This is a genomic window from Streptomyces sp. Q6, from assembly GCF_036967205.1.
In the GTDB taxonomy this organism is placed as follows: domain Bacteria; phylum Actinomycetota; class Actinomycetes; order Streptomycetales; family Streptomycetaceae; genus Streptomyces; species Streptomyces citrinus.
On sequence record NZ_CP146022.1, the window covers coordinates 8,048,999 to 8,065,645 of the forward strand.

Sequence of the window (16,647 nt, forward strand, 5' to 3'; positions counted from 1 at the left end):
GGGGTGCGGGGCTCGGGTGAGCGGCTCAGAGGCTGATCCAGCCGGCGGCCAGGGCCACGACGCCGAGCACGGCGCCGACGACGGAGACGACGAGGATGACCAGCTCCCGCGGGGAGAACAGGCGTCGGCCCTGCTCCCTGCGGGCCATCACGAACAAGATCGTGGCGGGGGCGTAGAAGATGAACGACACCAGGACGAACTTCAGCCCGGCCGCGACGAGCATGAACAGCGTGTAGAGCGCGGCGACGGCCGCGATGGTCAGCTCACGGTTCGAGGTGCGGCCGCCGTCGGTGAGCGGATCGGAGCGGGTCCCGAGCTTGACGGCGAACCCGGCCGCCAGCAGATACGGGATGAGCGAGAGCGCACTGGTCAGATCGAGCGCGAAGTTGAACGCGTCGTCCGAGAACGCGGTGATGATCAGGACCACCTGCGACAGGGCCGTCGTCAGCATCAGCGCGGGCACCGGCACGTCGGCGCGGTTCGCGCTGCGCAGGAAGCGCGGCATGTCGTCGTCCTTGGCGGCGACGAACAGTACCTCGGCCGCCATCAGCGTCCAGGCCAGATAGGCGCCCAGCACCGACACGATCAGGCCGACGCTGATGAACACCTTGCCCCAGGTGCCGACCGCCTCCTCCAGGACGCCGGCCATGGACGGCTGGCGCAGTTCGGCGATCTGTTCCATGGGCATGATCCCGTAGGACACGATGACCACGGAGGCGAAGACGGCGAAGACGCTGAGGAAACCGAGGACGGTCGCCTTGCCGACGTCGGAGCGCTTCTTGGCGTGCCGCGAGTACACGCTCGCGCCCTCGACGCCGAGGAAGACGAAGACGGTGGCGAGCATCGTGCCGCGAACCTGGCTGAACAGCGAGCCCGCGTAGTCGGCGCCGCCCCAGTTGTCGGCGAAGACGTCGGCCTTGAAGCAGAACAGCGCCAGCAGGACGAAGACGAGGATCGGGACGACCTTGGCCACGGTGACGATCTTGTTGATCGCCGCGGCCTCCTTCACGCCGCGCCGGATCATCAGGAAGAACGCCCACAGGCCGGCCGAGGAGATCACGATCGCGAGCGCCGTGTCGCCCTCGCCGAGCGCCGGCCAGATCGCGCCCACCGTGGACATGATCAGCACCCAGTACGTCACGTTGCCGACGCAGGCGCTGGCCCAGTAGCCGAACGCGGAGAAGAAGCCGAGGTACTCGCCGAACCCGGCCTTCGCGTACGCGTAGACACCCGCGTCCAGATCGGGCCTGCGCACGGCCAGGGACTGGAAGACGAAGGCGAGCATCAGCATGCCGGTGCCGGCGATGGCCCACGCGATGAGCGCGCCCGCCACGCCGGTCTCCTCGGCGAAGCGCCGGGGGAGCGAGAACACGCCCGCGCCGACCATCGAACCCACGACCATGGTGGTCAGCGTGAACAGCGGCAGTTTGGCCGTGGTGGGGGTGGTGGTGGCCTTCTCCATGTCTTCCTCACGGTCGCGCTGCGGAGCCAACGGAACGCTCGGGCACACAGTCTTCTCTGAGTGCCCGACCGAACGCATCTTTTAGTGGTGTATCCGTACAAATGGCGGGACTCGTGACATATAGGCAGCATGGGGCGTGCCGCTGACGGATGTACGGAAGTACGGAAGAAGGTCCCCAGGCATGCCACGCACCCTGCGCTCCGCCACCCTGGCCCTGTGCGCGCTCACCAGCGCCCTGGCGCTCGCGGCCTGCAGCACCGAATCGGGCAGCGACGCGGACGCGAGCGTCACCCCGCGCGCCACCGCCCCCGACGCGTCGAACTTCACCGGCGAGCCGCCGTCCGCGCTGGCGTCGAGCGCAGCGTCCAAGAAGGCGGAGGTGAAGAAGTCGGCCTCCGCCGCGGCGGAGTCGGCGTCCCAGCGCGCCCACGACTTCGAGGCGTCCGTCTCCGCCGACGTGGAGCGCAACCGCCAGGAGTTCACCAAGGCACTCGACGCGGCCGACGGTCAGGGCAACGCCATGAAAGACGTCTCGATGACCGGCAAGCCGCTCTCCCAGACCGACGGCGTCCGCGCCCTCGTCGTCACCATCACCAACAGCACCGACGCGACCGCCTCCTACGCGGTCCAGGTCGACTTCAGCGACTCCGACGGCAAGGTCGTGGAGACCACCGTCGTCGGTGCCAAGGACCTGAAGCCCGGCGAGAAGGCGCAGCCTCTGGCGATCAGCACCCAACCGCCGGAGCCGCACCTCACCGCGAAGATCGCGAAGGCGCAGCGGTACTGAGGCTCACACCAGTGTGTACGGACGCGCGCACCGACACCTCCGCGCGCGCCGGCCGAGACCCGGACTACGCCGTCGCGAGCGACACCTCGGTCGACTTCATCAGGGCGACCACACAGGAGCCCGCCGCGAGGCCCAGGTCGGCGACCGCGTCCTTGGTGACCGCCGCGGTCAGCTCGCCGCCGCCGACCGAGACCTTCACCGAGGCCATCGCGCCCCCGGTGGCCACGTCGGTGACCGTGCCCCGCACCTGATTGCGGATGGACAGACCCGTCACCGGGCCGGTCGCCAGCGCCACATCGGTGGACTTGACGAGCGCGCGGACCACGGCGCCCTCGGCGAGACCGAGGTCCTTGACGGCGTCCAGGGTGATCGCGGCCGTCAGTTCCTGGCCCCCGTCGAGACGGACCCCGACCGTCGCCATCACCTCGCCCGGGGTGACGGCGGTGACGGTTCCGGGGAGCTGGTTGCGGATGCTCAGACTCATGACGACGCGCCTCACGGAGGAAGGGGGGCGCGCCCGTGCGGGCCCCGACGCGGCCCACCGTAGCCCCGCGTCCGGCACCGCTGCGGTTTCAGGCCGGGTACGCGTGTGTCTGCGTCGCCTTGACCGACGCCCACACGGTCACCCCCGGATGCAGCCCGAGTTCGGCGGCGGCGACGGTCGTCAGATCCGCCGCGAGCGGCAGCTCACCGGCGAGCGCGGCCCGGATCCGGTCGCCGTGCGTCTCCATGCCACTCACCTCGCACCGCCACAGATTGCGGGCGCTCGCACCGGTCGGCCGCTCCCGGTGCAGCGTCACGGCGCCGGGTGGGAACGCGACGAACACCGGTCCGTCCAACTCCTCGGTCGTGGTGATCGCGGGACCGCCGTCGTCGACCCGCACGGTGTGGCCCTCGGCACGGCCCCGGTACAGATTGAGGCCGACGAGCTGGGCGATGTAGTCGGTCCGCGGCCGCCGCGCGATGTCGGACGGCGCGCCCTCCTGGACCACGCGACCGTGCTCGATGACGACGAGCCGGTCGGCGAGCACCATGGCGTCCAGCGGATCGTGCGTCACCAGCACCGCGACGGCCTCGAACTCGGCCAGATGCCGCCGGAGCTGGGCGCGCACCTCCAGACGCGTACGGGCGTCGAGGGCGGCCAGCGGCTCGTCGAGCAGCAGCAGCCGGGGCCGGGTGGCGAGCGCGCGGGCGAGAGCGACGCGCTGCGCCTGACCGCCGGAGAGCCGGCCCGGCTTGGCCCCGCGTGCGCGGCGAGACCCATCCGGTCGAGCCAGTCCGCCGCCTCGGCACGGGCCTGCGCCTTGGTCCTGCCCTGGCAGCGCGGCCCGAAGGCGACGTTGTCGAGGGCGGTCAGGTGCGGGAAGAGGAGGTAGTCCTGGAAGACCACGCCGACGGGCCGTGACTCGGGTGGTGTGCCGTCGAGTTCGGTGCCGTCCAGGCGCAGTCTGCCCCCGTCGAGCGGGGTGAGGCCCGCCAGGGCGCGCAGGGCGGTGGTCTTGCCGGCGCCGTTCGGGCCGAGCAGGGCGACCACCTCGCCGGGCGCCGCGGTCAGCGCGATGTCGAGGCGGAAGGCACCCCGGTCGACGACGAGCCGCGCGTCGAGCCCCTCGGCCGGGTCCTTGCGCACCGGTTCCGTCGGTACGGGCTCGGTGGAGGTCATGAGGCGGTCATCCAGCGGTCGCGCAGGCCCGCGAGCACCGTGACGGACACGGCGAGCAGGACCAGACTGAGGGCGATCGCCGCGGCCGGGTCGCTCTGCATGGCGAGGTAGACGGCGAGCGGCATGGTCTGGGTACGGCCGGGGAAGTTGCCGGCGAAGGTGATCGTGGCGCCGAACTCACCGAGCGCGCGGGCCCACGCGAGCACCGAGCCCGCCGCGATCCCGGGCGCGATGAGCGGCAGCGTCACCCGGCGGAACGCGGTGAACCGCGACGCCCCGAGTGTCGTGGCGGCCTCCTCGTACCGCGGATCGGCGGCCCGGAGCGTCCCTTCGACGCTGATGACGAGGAACGGCATCGCGACGAACGCCTCGGCGATCACCACACCCGTCGTCGTGAACGGCAGCGTCACACCGAACCACTGGTCCAGGTACTGCCCGACCACGCCGTTGCGCCCGAGCGCCGTCAGGAGCGCCACGCCCCCGACCACCGGCGGCAGCACCAGCGGCAGCGTCACCAGCGCCCGTACGAGACCGCGCCCCGGAAACCGCGTCCGCGCGAGCACCCAGGCCAGTGGCACCCCGAGCACCAGACTCACCGCGGTCGCCGACGTGGCGCACAGCAGGGACAGCTGGAGCGCCTGCCACACCTCGGGGCTGGCCAGTTGCTCCGGCAGGTCCCGCCACGGCGCGCGGACGAGCAGCGCGACCAGCGGCACGACGAGGAACGCGAGACCGACCAGCGCGGGCAGCAGCAGCGGCAGCGGCGCCCAGCGGGTACGGCGGCGCCGCGATGCGCCCTGGAGGGTGTCGGCCGCGGCGCCGGGCTTGTGGAGCGAGGTCACGGCTTGAGGAACCCGGCCGCCGTCAGGACCTTCTGCCCCTCGGCCGACCTGACCAGCGCGATGAAGGCCTTCGCGGCCTCGGTGTGGGGCGCGTCCTTCAGCAGGGCGATCGGGTAGTCGTTGATGGCGTCGGCCGCCTCGGGGAAGTCCACGCCCTCCACCTTGTCACCCGCCGCCCGCACGTCGGTCCTGTAGACGACGGCGGCGTCGGCCTCCTTCAGCTCCACCTTCGTCAGCGCGCTCTTGACGTCCTGCTCGTACGAGACCGGGGTGAGCTTCAACCCGGCGGCGTCCAGGGCCGTCCGGACGGCGGCACCGCACGGCACCGTCTTGTCGCACAGCACGACCTTGAGGCCCGCACCGGTGAGGTCCTTGAGCGAGGCCACCTTGTCCGGGTTGCCCGGCACGGTCGCGATCTCCAGCCGGTTGCGCACGAACGTCGTCGGCTCCCCGGACGCGTCGCCCTGGTCCGTCACGATCTTCATCGTCTTGGGGCTGGCCGCGGCGAACACGTCGGCCGGGGCGCCCCCGGTGATCCCGGCGGCGAGGGTGTCGCTGCCGCCGAAGTTGAAGGTGACCTTGGTGCCGGGGTGCTCCTTCTCGAACCGCTTGCCCAGCGTCGTGAAGCTCTCCGTGAGGGAGGCGGCGGCGAACACGTTCACCGTGCCGGAGAGCTTCTTCGCCGAGGAGTCCGACGTGTCGGAGGAGGAGCCGGAGTCGGACGACCCGCACGCGCTCAGGGTGAGCAGCGCGGCGGTGCCGAGGCCGCTCACCTGAAGCATGCGACGGGTGCGGCGCGCGGAACGGGTCATCACGGAGTACTCCCTCACCTTCTCGCGCAGGACGCGAGAACTTCTCTACGAGCCGGGACAGGGCCGATGTCCTGCGCGGATCATACTGCCGCAGATGCGAGGGGGAAGTCTCCTGTCTCATCGCATGAGCGTCCCTGGAGATCCAAAGGCTTGGTATGTGCGTTAGTACGGGATCCAGTGGGGCTCGGTGGTGCGGGGCTGGAGGGGCCGGCCGTGGGCCGGTGTCCCCGCTCAGGTGCGGTCGATGTGCACGTTCGTCGACTTCACGCGGGCGGTGGCCTCCATACCGACCTCCAGGCCCAGTTCCTCCACCGCCTCCCGCGTCAGCAGCGACACCAGACGGTGCGGCCCCGCCTGGATCTCCACCTGGGCGGCGACATCGCCGAGCTTGATGGCGGTGACGATGCCCGGGAACGCGTTGCGCACCGACGTGTAGGAGGCGTCCTCCTCGCTGTGCACGCTCTTGGCGAGCTCCACGGAGAAGGCGGCGAGATCCTTCCCGTCGACGAGGCGCCGCCCGCTCTCGTCGCGATGGGTCGCCACCCGGCCCGCGTCCGCCCACCGTCGCGCGGTGTCGGGGCTCACGCCGAGCAACCTGGCCGTCTGGCCGATCGTGTATGACTGCATGGTCGCCAAGATAGGCCAGGTGAAAAAGGGGACTGACAGATCAACTTCGGCGTGGTTACGATGCCGGGGATGACGAACTTCTCCTCGTACCGATTGGGGGATTCATTCGCGAACGGTGAGTGCTGATGGCACCTCACACCGCGAATGAGATTCCGCCCCGCCTTCTGATGTGGCAGCGCGTACGTGAGTACGCCGTGCCACCGTCCATGATCGAGACCGCGACCGCACGCCGTGCGGTCGGCGACTGGGCCGGCGCCTGCGCCGCCGCCCGTATCGATGTCGACCTCGATCTGCGCGCCGTGCGCCACCGCCACGGCACCGAGACAGCCACCCGCCTCCGCGCGGAGCTGCGCAGTCTGGCACCGGATCTGCTGCGCTGGCACATGCCGAGAACCGCCCCCGACGGGCGACTGCGGCCCGGCCTCACCCTCGCGCTCGCCCGCTGTCGCGGCTCCGGGCCGACACCGCCGTGGTTGGTGGTGCGGACACCACCCGCTCGGGCGGACGCCGGTCAGCGGATGTCCCTCGCCCTGTGGGACGGGGCCGACGACCACGCCCCCTGGCACCCGCATCCGCATCCCGACCGGCGGTTCCGGCTCGATCTGCACCGGCACCTCTGGGACGCGGGCCACGCCGGCGACCTGGCTCGGCGGTGCGGAGCGGGCCCGGCACCGCGCGAACCGGCGGTGCCCGGCGTCGACGTGGATCCGAACGCGGGCTGGGCCGTGGGCAGTTGGGCCCGCGAGGCCGAGCTGCTGCTGCGCGCCGCGGGTCGGCCGCGCGGCGCGTTCACCGTACGGCTCGGGGCCCGCGACCGCGCCGTGCTCGAACTCGTCGCTCCCGACGACAGCCACGCCCCGACGCTCCGGCCGCCGCGCCGGACCCCGCCGCCGCAGGACGTCGCCGGGCTCGCGGTCCTGCCGGAGGCGGCGGCCCGGGTCCTGCCGGACCTGGAACTGCTGCGGGCCGGTCTGATCGCGCCCGGACGGTTGCATCCGCTGGTGGCGCGGGCCTTGACCGGCGCGGGTGCGGCCCAGGGGCCGCGCCCCGACGCCGGTCCCGAGCCGCCCGGCGATCCGCACCGGGTCGACTGCCGCGGCGAGATCCACCGGATCGCGCTGCGGGACGGAGTCCTGACCGCGGTCGACCACGACGCGGACCAACTGCGCCGCGAGGAAATCCTGGTGGCGCTCGGCGGCCCCGGGCTGCCCTGCCTCCGGGCGATCGACGCGGTGCACCGCGATCCGCAGGCGCTGCCCGCGGTCCGTGAACGCCTCGGCCACGGCGACATGGAGGGAGCCCTGGCTGTCGTCGAGGGGCTCCTCGGATCCGGCGCGGTCCTGCGCGACGGGCCGCTGCGCGACGAACTCGCCTCGGCCGCGGCCCGCCGCGTCGACCACGGGCTCTTCCGCGCGGGGCTCACCGACGGGGGCCCGGCCGCACGGCAGGGGACCGGACGCCCGCGGATCGAGCGCCGGACACCACTTGCGGTGCGCCGTAAACGGGGGAGCCGGGCGCGTCCTCGTACCGGTCAGGTGTAGCTGGTCGCGGTCGGTCGGGGCTCGCCTGCCCGACTGGCTCGACCAGTTCGCCTGGCTGGGTTCGTTCTCGTACCGGTCGGTGGGAGCTGGTCGCGGTCGGTCGGGGCTCGCCTGCCCGACTGGCTCGACCAGTTCGCGTGGCCGGCTTCGTTCTCGTACCGGTCAGGTGTAGCTGGTCGCGGTCGGTCGGGGCCAACTGGCCGACCGGCGGTAGCGGTTCTCCTGACCCGCCTGGTCGGGCCGGCACAACTGGACGTTCCACAGGACCAGTTCGCCTGGCTCGGCCCATCCACGTACTGATCAGACCCGGCGAGGTGCAGGCCGCCCCGCCCTCCGTCCCGCCACCGTGTCCCGCACATCCAGACATGCACACCTCCGCATTCCCACACGCCTTCCTCCCCGGAACGCCGACACGGCGTTCCCTCGACTCTCCCCAGGTGATGCCCATGACGCCCAGCACCCTCCTGACCGCTCCCGCCTCCGCTCCGTCCCTTGCCCCCGGCTCGGACCTCTCCGTGGCCGAGGATCTGCTCCGGCTGCTCCGTACGACGAGCACCGAACCCCGGCCCGACGAGCAGCTCGAAGCGCTGACTCTGGCCGTCGCCGCCGACCTGCCCGTCCTGCTGTGGGGCGAGCCCGGCATCGGGAAGACCGCCGCTCTGACCCAGCTCGCGGACTCGCTCGACCTGCCGCTGACGACGGTGATCGCCAGCGTGCACGAGCCGTCCGACTTCTCGGGACTGCCCATCGTCGGCGACGACCCGGCGGTGCGGGGCGTGCCGATGGCACCGCCGCAGTGGGCCGTGGAACTCGTACGGGCCGGGCGCGGACTGCTCTTCCTCGACGAACTGTCCACCGCCACCCCCGCCGTGCAGGCCGCGTTGCTGCGGGTCGTCCTGGAGCGGCGCGTCGGCGCGCTCCAACTCCCGCCCGGCGTCCGGATCGTGGCCGCCGCCAACCCGCGCGCGTCGGCTGCGGACGGCTGGGAGCTGAGCCCGCCGCTGGCCAACCGTTTCGTGCACCTGTACTGGGTGCACGACCGCGACGTGGTGGTGCGCGGCCTCGGCGGCGTCTGGCCCCGGGCCGAACTGCCCCGCCTCGAACCGGAGCGGCTGCCCGAGGCCGTGGCGCTCGCCCGGCGCGCGGTCTGCGGTTTCCTCGCGGCGCGGCCGACGCTCATCCACCGGCTGCCGAACACCGAGACCCGGCGCGGCGGCGCCTGGCCCTCGCCGCGCAGTTGGGAGGCCGCGCTGACCCTGCTGGCGTTCGGCACGGCGGCCTCGGTGTCCCGGGACGTCATCGCGCTGCTCGTGCGCGGCGCGGTCGGCGACGGCCCCGGCCTCGAACTCCTCGCCCACATCGACCGGATGGACCTGCCGGACCCCGAGACCTTCCTCGCCGACCCGGCAACCGCCGACCTTCCGGAACGCGGCGACCTGCGCCAGGCCGCTCTGGAGGCGGTCGTCGCCGCCGTTGGGGGACGGCCCGAGCGGGCGCGCTGGGAAGCGGGCTGGGCCGTCCTCGTCCGGGCCCTGGAGACCGGCGCCCCCGATCTGCTGGTCGCCCCGGCGACCGCGCTGGCCGGGCTGCGGCGCGACGACTGGGAGGTACCGGAGACGGTGCAGCGCCTGGCCGGTGTCATCGGTCTCGCGCAACGGGCGCAGCGCTCGGTCGGCCGCGTCGAGGCGGGCCGCGCGAACGGGGTGCGCCGATGACCGGGCCCACCCGGCGCCCGCTGCCCCGCCCGATGGCCAGGCCCGCGCCGCCGCGCCCGGTGCGAGCCGTGCGTCCCGCGCCGCCCCCCGGGCCGGGCGAGCCCCGCATCCCGCTGGACATGGAGAAGTTGCTGGCCGCCCGGCTGCACGCGGTGAAGGTCCGCCCCTACCTGGCCGACGCGCTCTTCGCGCTGCACGTGATCGAGGACCCGACCGTGCCGACGATGGCCGTCGACGTGCACTGGCGCTGCTACGTCTCGCCGGGCTTCGTGGCGCTGATGCCGGTGGAGGAACTGGCGGGCGTCTGGGTGCACGAGGTCTCCCACCTGCTGCGGGACCACCACGGGCGGGGCGAACGCCATGCCCGCGAGCACGAGGAGTTCGGGCCGGGGGAGCGGCTGCGGCGCAACATCGCCGCCGACTTCGAGATCAACGACGACATCTACGGCGACGGGCTGCCGCTGCCGGTCGGCGCTGCGCTGCCGTCGATGCTGCGGCTGCCCGACGGGCTCCTGATGGAGGAGTACCTGCGGGCGGCGTCGATGTCCGGGCTCGCCGCGGACCTGGCCTGGCTGGACTGCGGCAGCGGCGCCGACGGACAGCAACGGCCCTGGGAGCTGGGGCCCGAGGGTGCGAACGGGCTGACCCGGCAGCAGCGGGACGCCGTCCGCTTCCGTGTCGCGGAAGGCATCAGGGGGCGCCCGGGGAGGCGCCGGAGGGGTGGCGGCGGTGGGCGCAGGACGCGTTCCAACCGCCGCAGCCCTGGCGGCAGTTGCTGGGGTCGGCGATCCGGTCTGCGGCGGGCGCGCCGGGTGTCGGCGAGGACCACACCTACCGCCGCCCGTCCCGGCGCTCCGCGAGCCTGCCGGGCGTGGTGCTGCCGAGCCTGCGCCGGACCCCGCCCCGCGTCTGCGTCGTCATCGACACGTCAGGCTCGGTGAGCGACGCCGAACTGGGCAGCGCGCTGATCGAAGTGGCGGCCATCTCCCGCGCCGTGGGCGGGCGGCGCGACCTGGTCTCGGTCCTCTCCTGCGACGCGGCGGCCGGGATCGCCGTCCCGATCTGCCGCGCCGAGAGCCTCGAACTGATCGGAGGCGGCGGCACCGACCTGCGCTCCGGATTCGACCGGGCCCTGCGCTCGCGTCCCCGCCCCGACGTGATCGTCGCCCTGACCGACGGCCAGACCCCCTGGCCGTCCGCGCCACCCCCGTGCCGCACCGTCGTCGGCCTCTTCCCCCGCCCGACGCGCGGCACGGACGAGGACGATCCCGACTACGTCCCCGACTCCCCGCCGACCTGGGCACGGGTGGTGACCATCGGCTGAGGGGCGGGAGAGCGGCGTCCGGTCAGGCGGCGGGCAGCGGGAAGAGCATGCACGTACTGGTCGCGTGCGCCAGGACACGGTCCGTCGCGTCGACCAACTGGGCCTGCGCCAGGGCCGTTTGGCGGCCGCTGCTGATCACCGTACCGATGGCGCGCACCGTGCCGGTGTCCACGGTGATCCGGCGCAGGAACTTCACGGTCAGATCGAGCGACGTGTACGCCATGCCCGGCGGCAGCGTCGACTGCACCGCGCAGCCGGCCGCCGAGTCGAGCAAGGTCGCGTAGACGCCGCCGTGCACGCTGCCGATCGGGTTGTAGTGAGCCTCGCCGGGGACGAGGGAGAAGACCACGCGTCCCTTCTCCACCTCGTCGAGGGTGAAGCCGATCGTGGCGCCCACCGGCGCCGCGGGAAGCTTCCCCGCCTGGATGTCGCGGAGGAAGTCCAGACCGGAGCCCTGGCCCACGGCGGCCGCGGTGCGCGCGGGATCCTCCCACTCGTACGTGCGTGTCCGTCCCACAGCCCCGCTCCTCTTCGTCCGAACCATGCCACCTGCGCGCCATCTGACTTCGAAGAATGAAGCTAGCCGGGCGTCATCTGGCTGTCAATCATGAAGTCAGGCTTCTACGATGACGGCATGGAGTGGCTTGAGACGAGCACGGAGAACTGCCCGGTCCAGCTCACGCTCGACGTCGTGGGGGAGAAGTGGACGCTGCTGATCCTGCGCGACGCCTGTAACGGGGTGCGCCGGTTCGACGAGTTCCGCCGCCACATCGGCCTGTCGGAGGCCGTCCTCAGCGACCGGCTGCGCAAGCTCACCGCGGCGGGCATCCTCCGGGCCGTCCCCTACCAGGAGCCCGGCAGCCGCGCCCGCAACGAGTACCGCGTGACCCGCAAGGGCTGGGACCTGTGGCCGGTCCTGGTGGCGCTGAAACAGTGGGGGGAGACCCACACCGGCACGGGCCCCGAGCCGGTCCTCGACCTGCGGCACACGGAGTGCGGCGCGCCGGTGCGGGTCACGGTCGGCTGCGAGCACGGGCACACGTCCCTGGCCCCCACCGAGGTGACCGCCAGGCCCGGACCGGCCGCCCGGCCCGCCTCCTGACGGTCACCCACGCCATCAGTCCCGCGCCACCGCGGGCGGAGCGGCGTCGACGCCCCAACGGGTGGGCCGGTCGGACAACGTGACGCGCAGTGTGCCGGACCGGAGCAGATCCTCGTGGGACAGCCAGCTCTGCCGCGACGGGCCCCGGTCCGTCCGCACCGACGCGACGTACTGGGCCTTCGACGCGTCCGCCCCCGGTGCCTCGATGCGGATCGCGCGCCCGTGCGCGGGCCGGATCTCGACCTTCTCGAACATCGGCGCCGAGACGATGTAGCGGGCCGACCCGGGCTGGGCCTCGAACACTCCCGCCATGGCGAAGACGAGCAGCGACGACGTCGCACCGAGATCGTCATTGCCCGGCATGCCGTACGCGTCGTCCGTGAACAGCGTCCGCATCGCCCGCAGTACCGCCGAGGTCTTCCACGGCGCGCCGGTCCACGCGTACATCCACGGGGTGTGGAAGTCCGGCTCGTTGTTCGGGTTGAAGGCGAAGTTGTTGTGGTAGTCGTACGCGCCCGTCACCCAGGACTCCGACGCGGCCTTCGCCGGGTCGGTGAGCACGGTCGGCATGTCGAAGAACGTGTCGAGCCGCTGTTCCGCGCCCGAGGCTCCGCCCATCAGGCCGAACAGCGCCTTCGGGTCCTGCTGCGCCAGCCACTGGTACTGCCACGCGGTGCCCTCGTGGAACGCCCCCGACCGAGTGGGATCCGGGTCACCGGCGACCGTGCCGTCCGCGTCGCGCGTGACCGGGAACCCGGTGAAGCCCTTCGACGTGACGTCCTTGTCCCACAGCGTGCTGAAGTTGTCGCAGCGCGCGGCGAGCGTCGCGGCCTTGTCCCGGTGGCCGAGCCCCGCCGCCATCGTGGACAGCGCGCAGTCGCCGAGCGCGTACTCGAGCGTGGCCGAGCCCGCCTGACGGCTGTCGCCGAACCGGTAGCCGGGCAGGTTCTGGTACCCGACCCAGCCGTTCTTCACATACGTCGGATTGCCGTCACGGCCGCGGAACAGGGACTGGTCGGCGGGCACCTCGTTGGCGTTCTTCCACAAGGCGTCGAAGAGTTGACGCGCGGTGCTGTCGTCGAGCAGGCCGCGGTTGTAGAGGTCCACGACCCACGGGGTGACGGGATCGCCGCTCATCACGTTGGTCTCGCCGCCACCGAGCCCCCAGCGGGGCAGCCAGCCGCCGTCCTGGTAGATCCGCAGCACCGACTTCGCCATGTCCGCGGCCTTGTCCGGATGCAACAACGCCACCAGCTGGTTCTGCGAACGGTAGGTGTCCCAGAGCGAGAACATCTGGTAGTACGGCGCGTCCGCCCGGTGCACCTTGTCGTCGAAGCCGCGGTAGCGGTTGTCGACATCGGAACCGATCGACGGGTGCAGCAGCGAGTGGTAGAGCGCGGTGTAGTACGTGCGCTGGTCGGCGGTGCTGCCGCCCGCGACCCGCATCCGGTTCAGCTCGCTCCGCCAGTCGTCGTGCGCGGCACCGCGCGCCGCGTCGAACGACGCGGGCCGCTCGGCCCTGCGGTTGAGGCGCGCGCCGTCGACCGACGTGTAGGACAGGCCCACCGACGATCCGATCCGCCGGCCCCGCGCCGCGTCGAACGACAGCCAGGCGCCCGCGCGCTTGCTGCCGCGCGAGGCCTCCCGCTGGTTCGGTGTCAGCGTCCCGTCGGTCCAGGTGCCGAACGTCTTGAAAGTGCGGTCGAACGTGGCGCTGAAGTAGACCCGGTACCGCTCCTTACCGGTCTCCCCGCAGAAGTTGCCGCCCTGGACCCAGCCCTCCACGGTGTCGTCGCCGACCACCTTGATGTCGCCCGCGTACGTGCTCCCATTGCTCTCACCTGCCTCGATGAGAACGTTCTGGGTGCCCGAGTCCGCCGGGTAGGTGTAGCGGTGCTGTCCCGTGCGCTGGGTCGCGGTCAGCTCCGCCTTGATGCCGTTGTCGAACGTCACGCCGTAGTAGCCCGGGGCGCGGGTCTCATGGTCATGGCTGAATTTCGCCCCGTACGCCGCCGGGTCGGACGAGGTGACGGCGCCGGTCGTCGGCATGAACCGGATGTTGCCCATCGTCTGGCAGCCGACGCCCGAGAGGTGGGTGTGGCTGAAGCCGAGGATCGTGTCCTGCGCGTAGTCGTAGGAGGCGTACTTGTTCAGCTGGGTGTCCGGGCTCAGCTGCACCATGCCGAAGGGGGTGGCGGCGCCGGGGAAGGTCGTCCCGTCGCCGTTGTTGCCGACCGACGTGTCGACCAGGGACGTGGGGTCGGCGGCGAACCGCGCTCCCCGCTCCTGGGCGGCGGCGACGCCGGTCGTGACCGAGGCGGCGGCCACGGTCGTGAGGATCAACGCGGTCGTCACCCCGCGTCTCAGCGCTCTCATCGGTCCCATCGGTCGGATCGGGCGCATGGCGGACCTTTCCTTCTCGACAACGTTGTCAGAGTGATGCCTGTCGATCTTCGTCGCCGCGTGCGGATCCGTCAATGCCTGCTCCCGGACGGCCAGTTGGTACGGGGGTGTACGGCCTCGCGCGCAAACGGGTGCGGGAGCGCAGGCGCGGCGCAGCGGATCGGCGGAACATGGGGGAGACGGGTGCGCAGATCTGACGGGAGTGGCGCTGGTGGGTGGTGGGCGCGAGCACGGTGATGCCGAGGGGTCCGACGCGTACGACGCCGAGACGCGTCAGGTCGAGGCGCTGAACCGGATGGCGGGCCCGGCCGCCGACGGAGCCGGCCGGGTGTCCGAGCGCATGCGGCACCGCGGCGCCGGCCTGCTCCTGACCGGGCACGCCCTCGCGCGGGCCGCGTCGCTCGGCGAGGCGCTCACGCTGATCTCGCGGCTCACCGACCCGACGCTGCCGCTGTGCGGCCAGGCCGTGTTCCGTGCGGACCGCGAACTCCTGCACTGCGTCGGCCAGTTGGGGCTGCCGGAGGGGGAGGGGGACGTCTACCGACTGCCCCTGGACGCCGCCCATCCGGCCACCCAGGTGGCCCGCACCGGACGTCCGGTGTTCCTGGCGTCGCCGCGGGAGTTCCGCGACCGGTTCCCCTCCACCTGGCGACTCTCGGACCGGCAGGGGTACGTGGCCTGGGCGTTCCTGCCCCTGACCACGTACGGGCGGCTCACCGGTGTCTGGATGGCCGCCTTCGACGCCCCGCTGCGGATGACCAACGGCCTCGGCGCCTTCCTGCGGACCGTGGCCGTCCTCCTCGGCCAGAGCATCGAACAGAGCTACGACGGCCAGGCCGACCGCACCCTCTCGCAGAACCTGCGCAGCAGCATGGGCCGCGTCGGCCCCGGCACCGACGGCCTGACGGTCGCCGCCCGGTACCTGCCCACCGGCGGAGGGCTCATGGTCGGCGGCGACTGGTTCGACTGCATCACCCAGCCCAACGGGCGCCTCGGCCTGGTGATCGGCGACGTCCAGGGGCACGACGTCCAGGCCGCGGGCCTGATGTCCCAGCTGCGCACGGCCATCCACGCGTACGCGGCCGAGGGCCACGGCCCCGACGCCGTCCTGGTGCGAGCCTCGAAGTTCCTGTCGTCCCTGGCCGGGGGCCGCTTCGCCACCTGCATCTACCTGGAGGCCGACCCCGCCACCGGCACCCTGCGCATCGCCCGCGCCGGACACCCGCACCCCGTGATCCGCCTCCCGGACGGCACCTGCCTGCTCAAGCACGTACGCGGCGGACTGCCGCTCGGCCTCGACCTCGGGGAGGACGACTACCCGGTCAGCGTCGTCTCCCTGCGCGAGAACGAGATCCTCATGCTGTGCACGGACGGGCTGATCGAGTCCGGCGGCCACGACATGTACTCCGGCTGGCTGCGGGTGCGCGACGCGCTGACGCCCGGCACCCCCGACGACCTCGACGGCCTCGCGGACCGGCTCCTGAACGCGGTCGTGGCACCGCACTCCGCGCAGCCCGACGGCCGGCCCGCCTCCTACACCGAGGACGACATCGCCCTGCTTCTGCTGCGCCGCGACCCGTCCGCCCCGCACGCCGACGGCACCGGACGGCATCTGCGGCTCACCCTCGAACAGGACCAGGCGCAGGGCCTCGCCGACGCGCGGATCGAGCTCCAGGGCCTGCTCCACGACTGGGAGCGCCCCGAGCAGGTCGACACCACCGTCCTGCTCGCCTCCGAACTCCTCGGCAACGTGCTCATTCACACCGAGCAGTCCGCCCTCCTGCGGGCCGACATCAGCGGGCCGCAGGGACACCGGCGGCTGCGCGTGGAGGTCACCGACCGCAGCGACGAGGTCCCGCACCGGCGCGCCCCCGGCGAACTCTCGTCCTCGGGCCGCGGTCTCGTCCTCCTCGACCTCCTGGCCCACCAGTGGAACGTACGCCCCGAACCGGAGGGCAAGACGGTGTGGTTCGCGCTCGACGAGGACGGGCCCGAGGAGCCGTGAAAACGGCTCGGGCCTGCGGAAACCGCTTTCTGCGATCTTTCGCAGGGGCGAGATCAGGCCGCGAGAGCCGCTCATCCGGACAGCCTGCGGCGACCGGTCGACGATCATCCGGATGTTCGACCGCCGTCGTGGCCCTCCGGCGCGGCCGTGTCGTCACAGGTCACAGGCCACGACTTCGTTGTCATGACCCTCGCGGATGATTCACAGGCCATGTATTGAGCTTCAAATGTTGGGCACGAATTCCACACATCCCTCTCTCCAGGGGGGTCCCCATGGTCTAGATTGACCGTGCTTCACATGCTGGGACACGAGGCGACAAATGATGATCTATTGCCGCCGGGGTGGGCTGTTCACGCAGCGATGA

At 72.2% G+C, this 16,647-nt stretch carries 12 protein-coding genes and 2 pseudogenes; 6 read left to right on the forward strand and 8 right to left on the reverse strand.

The window, feature by feature from the left end; all coding sequences use genetic code 11:
• Positions 1–25: 25 nt before the first annotated feature.
• Complete coding sequence (locus V2W30_RS36970) at positions 26–1,462, reverse strand: basic amino acid/polyamine antiporter (RefSeq protein WP_338702967.1); 1,437 nt, start codon at positions 1,460–1,462, stop codon at positions 26–28.
• A 181-nt stretch (positions 1,463–1,643) separates the two neighbouring features.
• Here V2W30_RS36970 and V2W30_RS36975 point away from each other — a divergent pair, with 181 nt between their 5' ends.
• Positions 1,644–2,249 carry an FxLYD domain-containing protein gene (locus V2W30_RS36975; protein WP_338702968.1) on the forward strand — a complete coding sequence of 202 codons (606 nt, stop codon included), beginning with the start codon at positions 1,644–1,646 and terminating at the stop codon, positions 2,247–2,249.
• 64 nt (positions 2,250–2,313) lie between these two features.
• On the opposite strand, the gene V2W30_RS36980 is transcribed toward V2W30_RS36975, so the two are convergent.
• The 5 genes and pseudogenes from V2W30_RS36980 to V2W30_RS37000 all read right to left on the reverse strand — a co-directional run bounded on the left by V2W30_RS36980 (position 2,314) and on the right by V2W30_RS37000 (position 6,193).
• On the reverse strand, positions 2,314–2,733 hold the full coding sequence (locus tag V2W30_RS36980; RefSeq protein WP_338702969.1) for a TOBE domain-containing protein: 420 nt from the start codon (positions 2,731–2,733) through the stop codon (positions 2,314–2,316).
• Positions 2,734–2,821: 88 nt separating this feature from the next.
• Positions 2,822–3,912 (reverse strand): annotated as a pseudogene (locus tag V2W30_RS36985) (ABC transporter ATP-binding protein).
• Entirely contained in the window at positions 3,909–4,754 is an 846-nt protein-coding gene (gene modB, locus V2W30_RS36990; protein ID WP_338702970.1) for a molybdate ABC transporter permease subunit, read from the reverse strand. The pseudogene V2W30_RS36985 and the gene modB overlap by 4 nt, the downstream one beginning before the upstream one ends.
• Positions 4,751–5,566, reverse strand: a complete 816-nt coding sequence (modA, locus tag V2W30_RS36995) for a molybdate ABC transporter substrate-binding protein (protein WP_338702971.1) — start codon at positions 5,564–5,566, stop codon at positions 4,751–4,753. The genes modB and modA overlap by 4 nt, the downstream gene beginning before the upstream one ends.
• Positions 5,567–5,797: 231 nt before the next feature.
• Positions 5,798–6,193, reverse strand: coding sequence for a helix-turn-helix transcriptional regulator (locus V2W30_RS37000; protein ID WP_338702972.1), 396 nt, complete (start codon positions 6,191–6,193; stop codon positions 5,798–5,800).
• A 125-nt stretch (positions 6,194–6,318) separates the two neighbouring features.
• Here V2W30_RS37000 and V2W30_RS37005 point away from each other — a divergent pair, with 125 nt between their 5' ends.
• The 3 genes and pseudogenes from V2W30_RS37005 (at position 6,319) to V2W30_RS37015 (ending at position 10,773) form a co-directional block, all read left to right on the forward strand.
• On the forward strand, positions 6,319–7,734 hold the full coding sequence (locus V2W30_RS37005; protein ID WP_338702973.1) for a hypothetical protein: 1,416 nt from the start codon (positions 6,319–6,321) through the stop codon (positions 7,732–7,734).
• A gap of 446 nt (positions 7,735–8,180) precedes the next feature.
• On the forward strand, positions 8,181–9,449 hold the full coding sequence (locus tag V2W30_RS37010; RefSeq protein WP_338702974.1) for an AAA family ATPase: 1,269 nt from the start codon (positions 8,181–8,183) through the stop codon (positions 9,447–9,449).
• Positions 9,450–9,568: 119 nt separating this feature from the next.
• Positions 9,569–10,773, forward strand: a pseudogene (locus tag V2W30_RS37015) (DUF2201 family putative metallopeptidase).
• 22 nt (positions 10,774–10,795) lie between these two features.
• Here the strand turns inward: V2W30_RS37015 and V2W30_RS37020 are convergent.
• Entirely contained in the window at positions 10,796–11,290 is a 495-nt protein-coding gene (locus V2W30_RS37020) for a PaaI family thioesterase (RefSeq protein ID WP_338702975.1), read from the reverse strand.
• Between the two features lie 117 nt (positions 11,291–11,407).
• Here V2W30_RS37020 and V2W30_RS37025 point away from each other — a divergent pair, with 117 nt between their 5' ends.
• On the forward strand, positions 11,408–11,875 hold the full coding sequence (locus V2W30_RS37025) for a helix-turn-helix domain-containing protein (protein WP_338702976.1): 468 nt from the start codon (positions 11,408–11,410) through the stop codon (positions 11,873–11,875).
• 15 nt (positions 11,876–11,890) lie between these two features.
• Here V2W30_RS37025 and V2W30_RS37030 read toward each other — a convergent pair whose 3' ends face one another.
• Entirely contained in the window at positions 11,891–14,251 is a 2,361-nt protein-coding gene (locus V2W30_RS37030; RefSeq protein ID WP_338702977.1) for a GH92 family glycosyl hydrolase, read from the reverse strand.
• A 238-nt stretch (positions 14,252–14,489) separates the two neighbouring features.
• Here V2W30_RS37030 and V2W30_RS37035 point away from each other — a divergent pair, with 238 nt between their 5' ends.
• Positions 14,490–16,283, forward strand: coding sequence for a SpoIIE family protein phosphatase (locus V2W30_RS37035; protein ID WP_338702978.1), 1,794 nt, complete (start codon positions 14,490–14,492; stop codon positions 16,281–16,283).
• Positions 16,284–16,647 lie beyond the last annotated feature (364 nt).

What these genes read in the sequence shown, in the direction of transcription:
- V2W30_RS36980 (WP_338702969.1), bottom strand. Translation starts at nt 2,733, where the DNA reads ATGAGTCTGAGCATCCGCAACCAGCTCCCCGGAACCGTCACCGCCGTC.
- V2W30_RS37010 (WP_338702974.1), top strand. Translation starts at nt 8,181, where the DNA reads ATGACGCCCAGCACCCTCCTGACCGCTCCCGCCTCCGCTCCGTCCCTT.
- V2W30_RS37005 (WP_338702973.1), top strand. Translation starts at nt 6,319, where the DNA reads ATGGCACCTCACACCGCGAATGAGATTCCGCCCCGCCTTCTGATGTGG.
- modA (WP_338702971.1), bottom strand. Translation starts at nt 5,566, where the DNA reads ATGACCCGTTCCGCGCGCCGCACCCGTCGCATGCTTCAGGTGAGCGGC.
- V2W30_RS36975 (WP_338702968.1), top strand. Translation starts at nt 1,644, where the DNA reads ATGCCACGCACCCTGCGCTCCGCCACCCTGGCCCTGTGCGCGCTCACC.
- V2W30_RS36970 (WP_338702967.1), bottom strand. Translation starts at nt 1,462, where the DNA reads ATGGAGAAGGCCACCACCACCCCCACCACGGCCAAACTGCCGCTGTTC.
- V2W30_RS37025 (WP_338702976.1), top strand. Translation starts at nt 11,408, where the DNA reads ATGGAGTGGCTTGAGACGAGCACGGAGAACTGCCCGGTCCAGCTCACG.
- V2W30_RS37030 (WP_338702977.1), bottom strand. Translation starts at nt 14,251, where the DNA reads ATGAGAGCGCTGAGACGCGGGGTGACGACCGCGTTGATCCTCACGACC.
- V2W30_RS37000 (WP_338702972.1), bottom strand. Translation starts at nt 6,193, where the DNA reads ATGCAGTCATACACGATCGGCCAGACGGCCAGGTTGCTCGGCGTGAGC.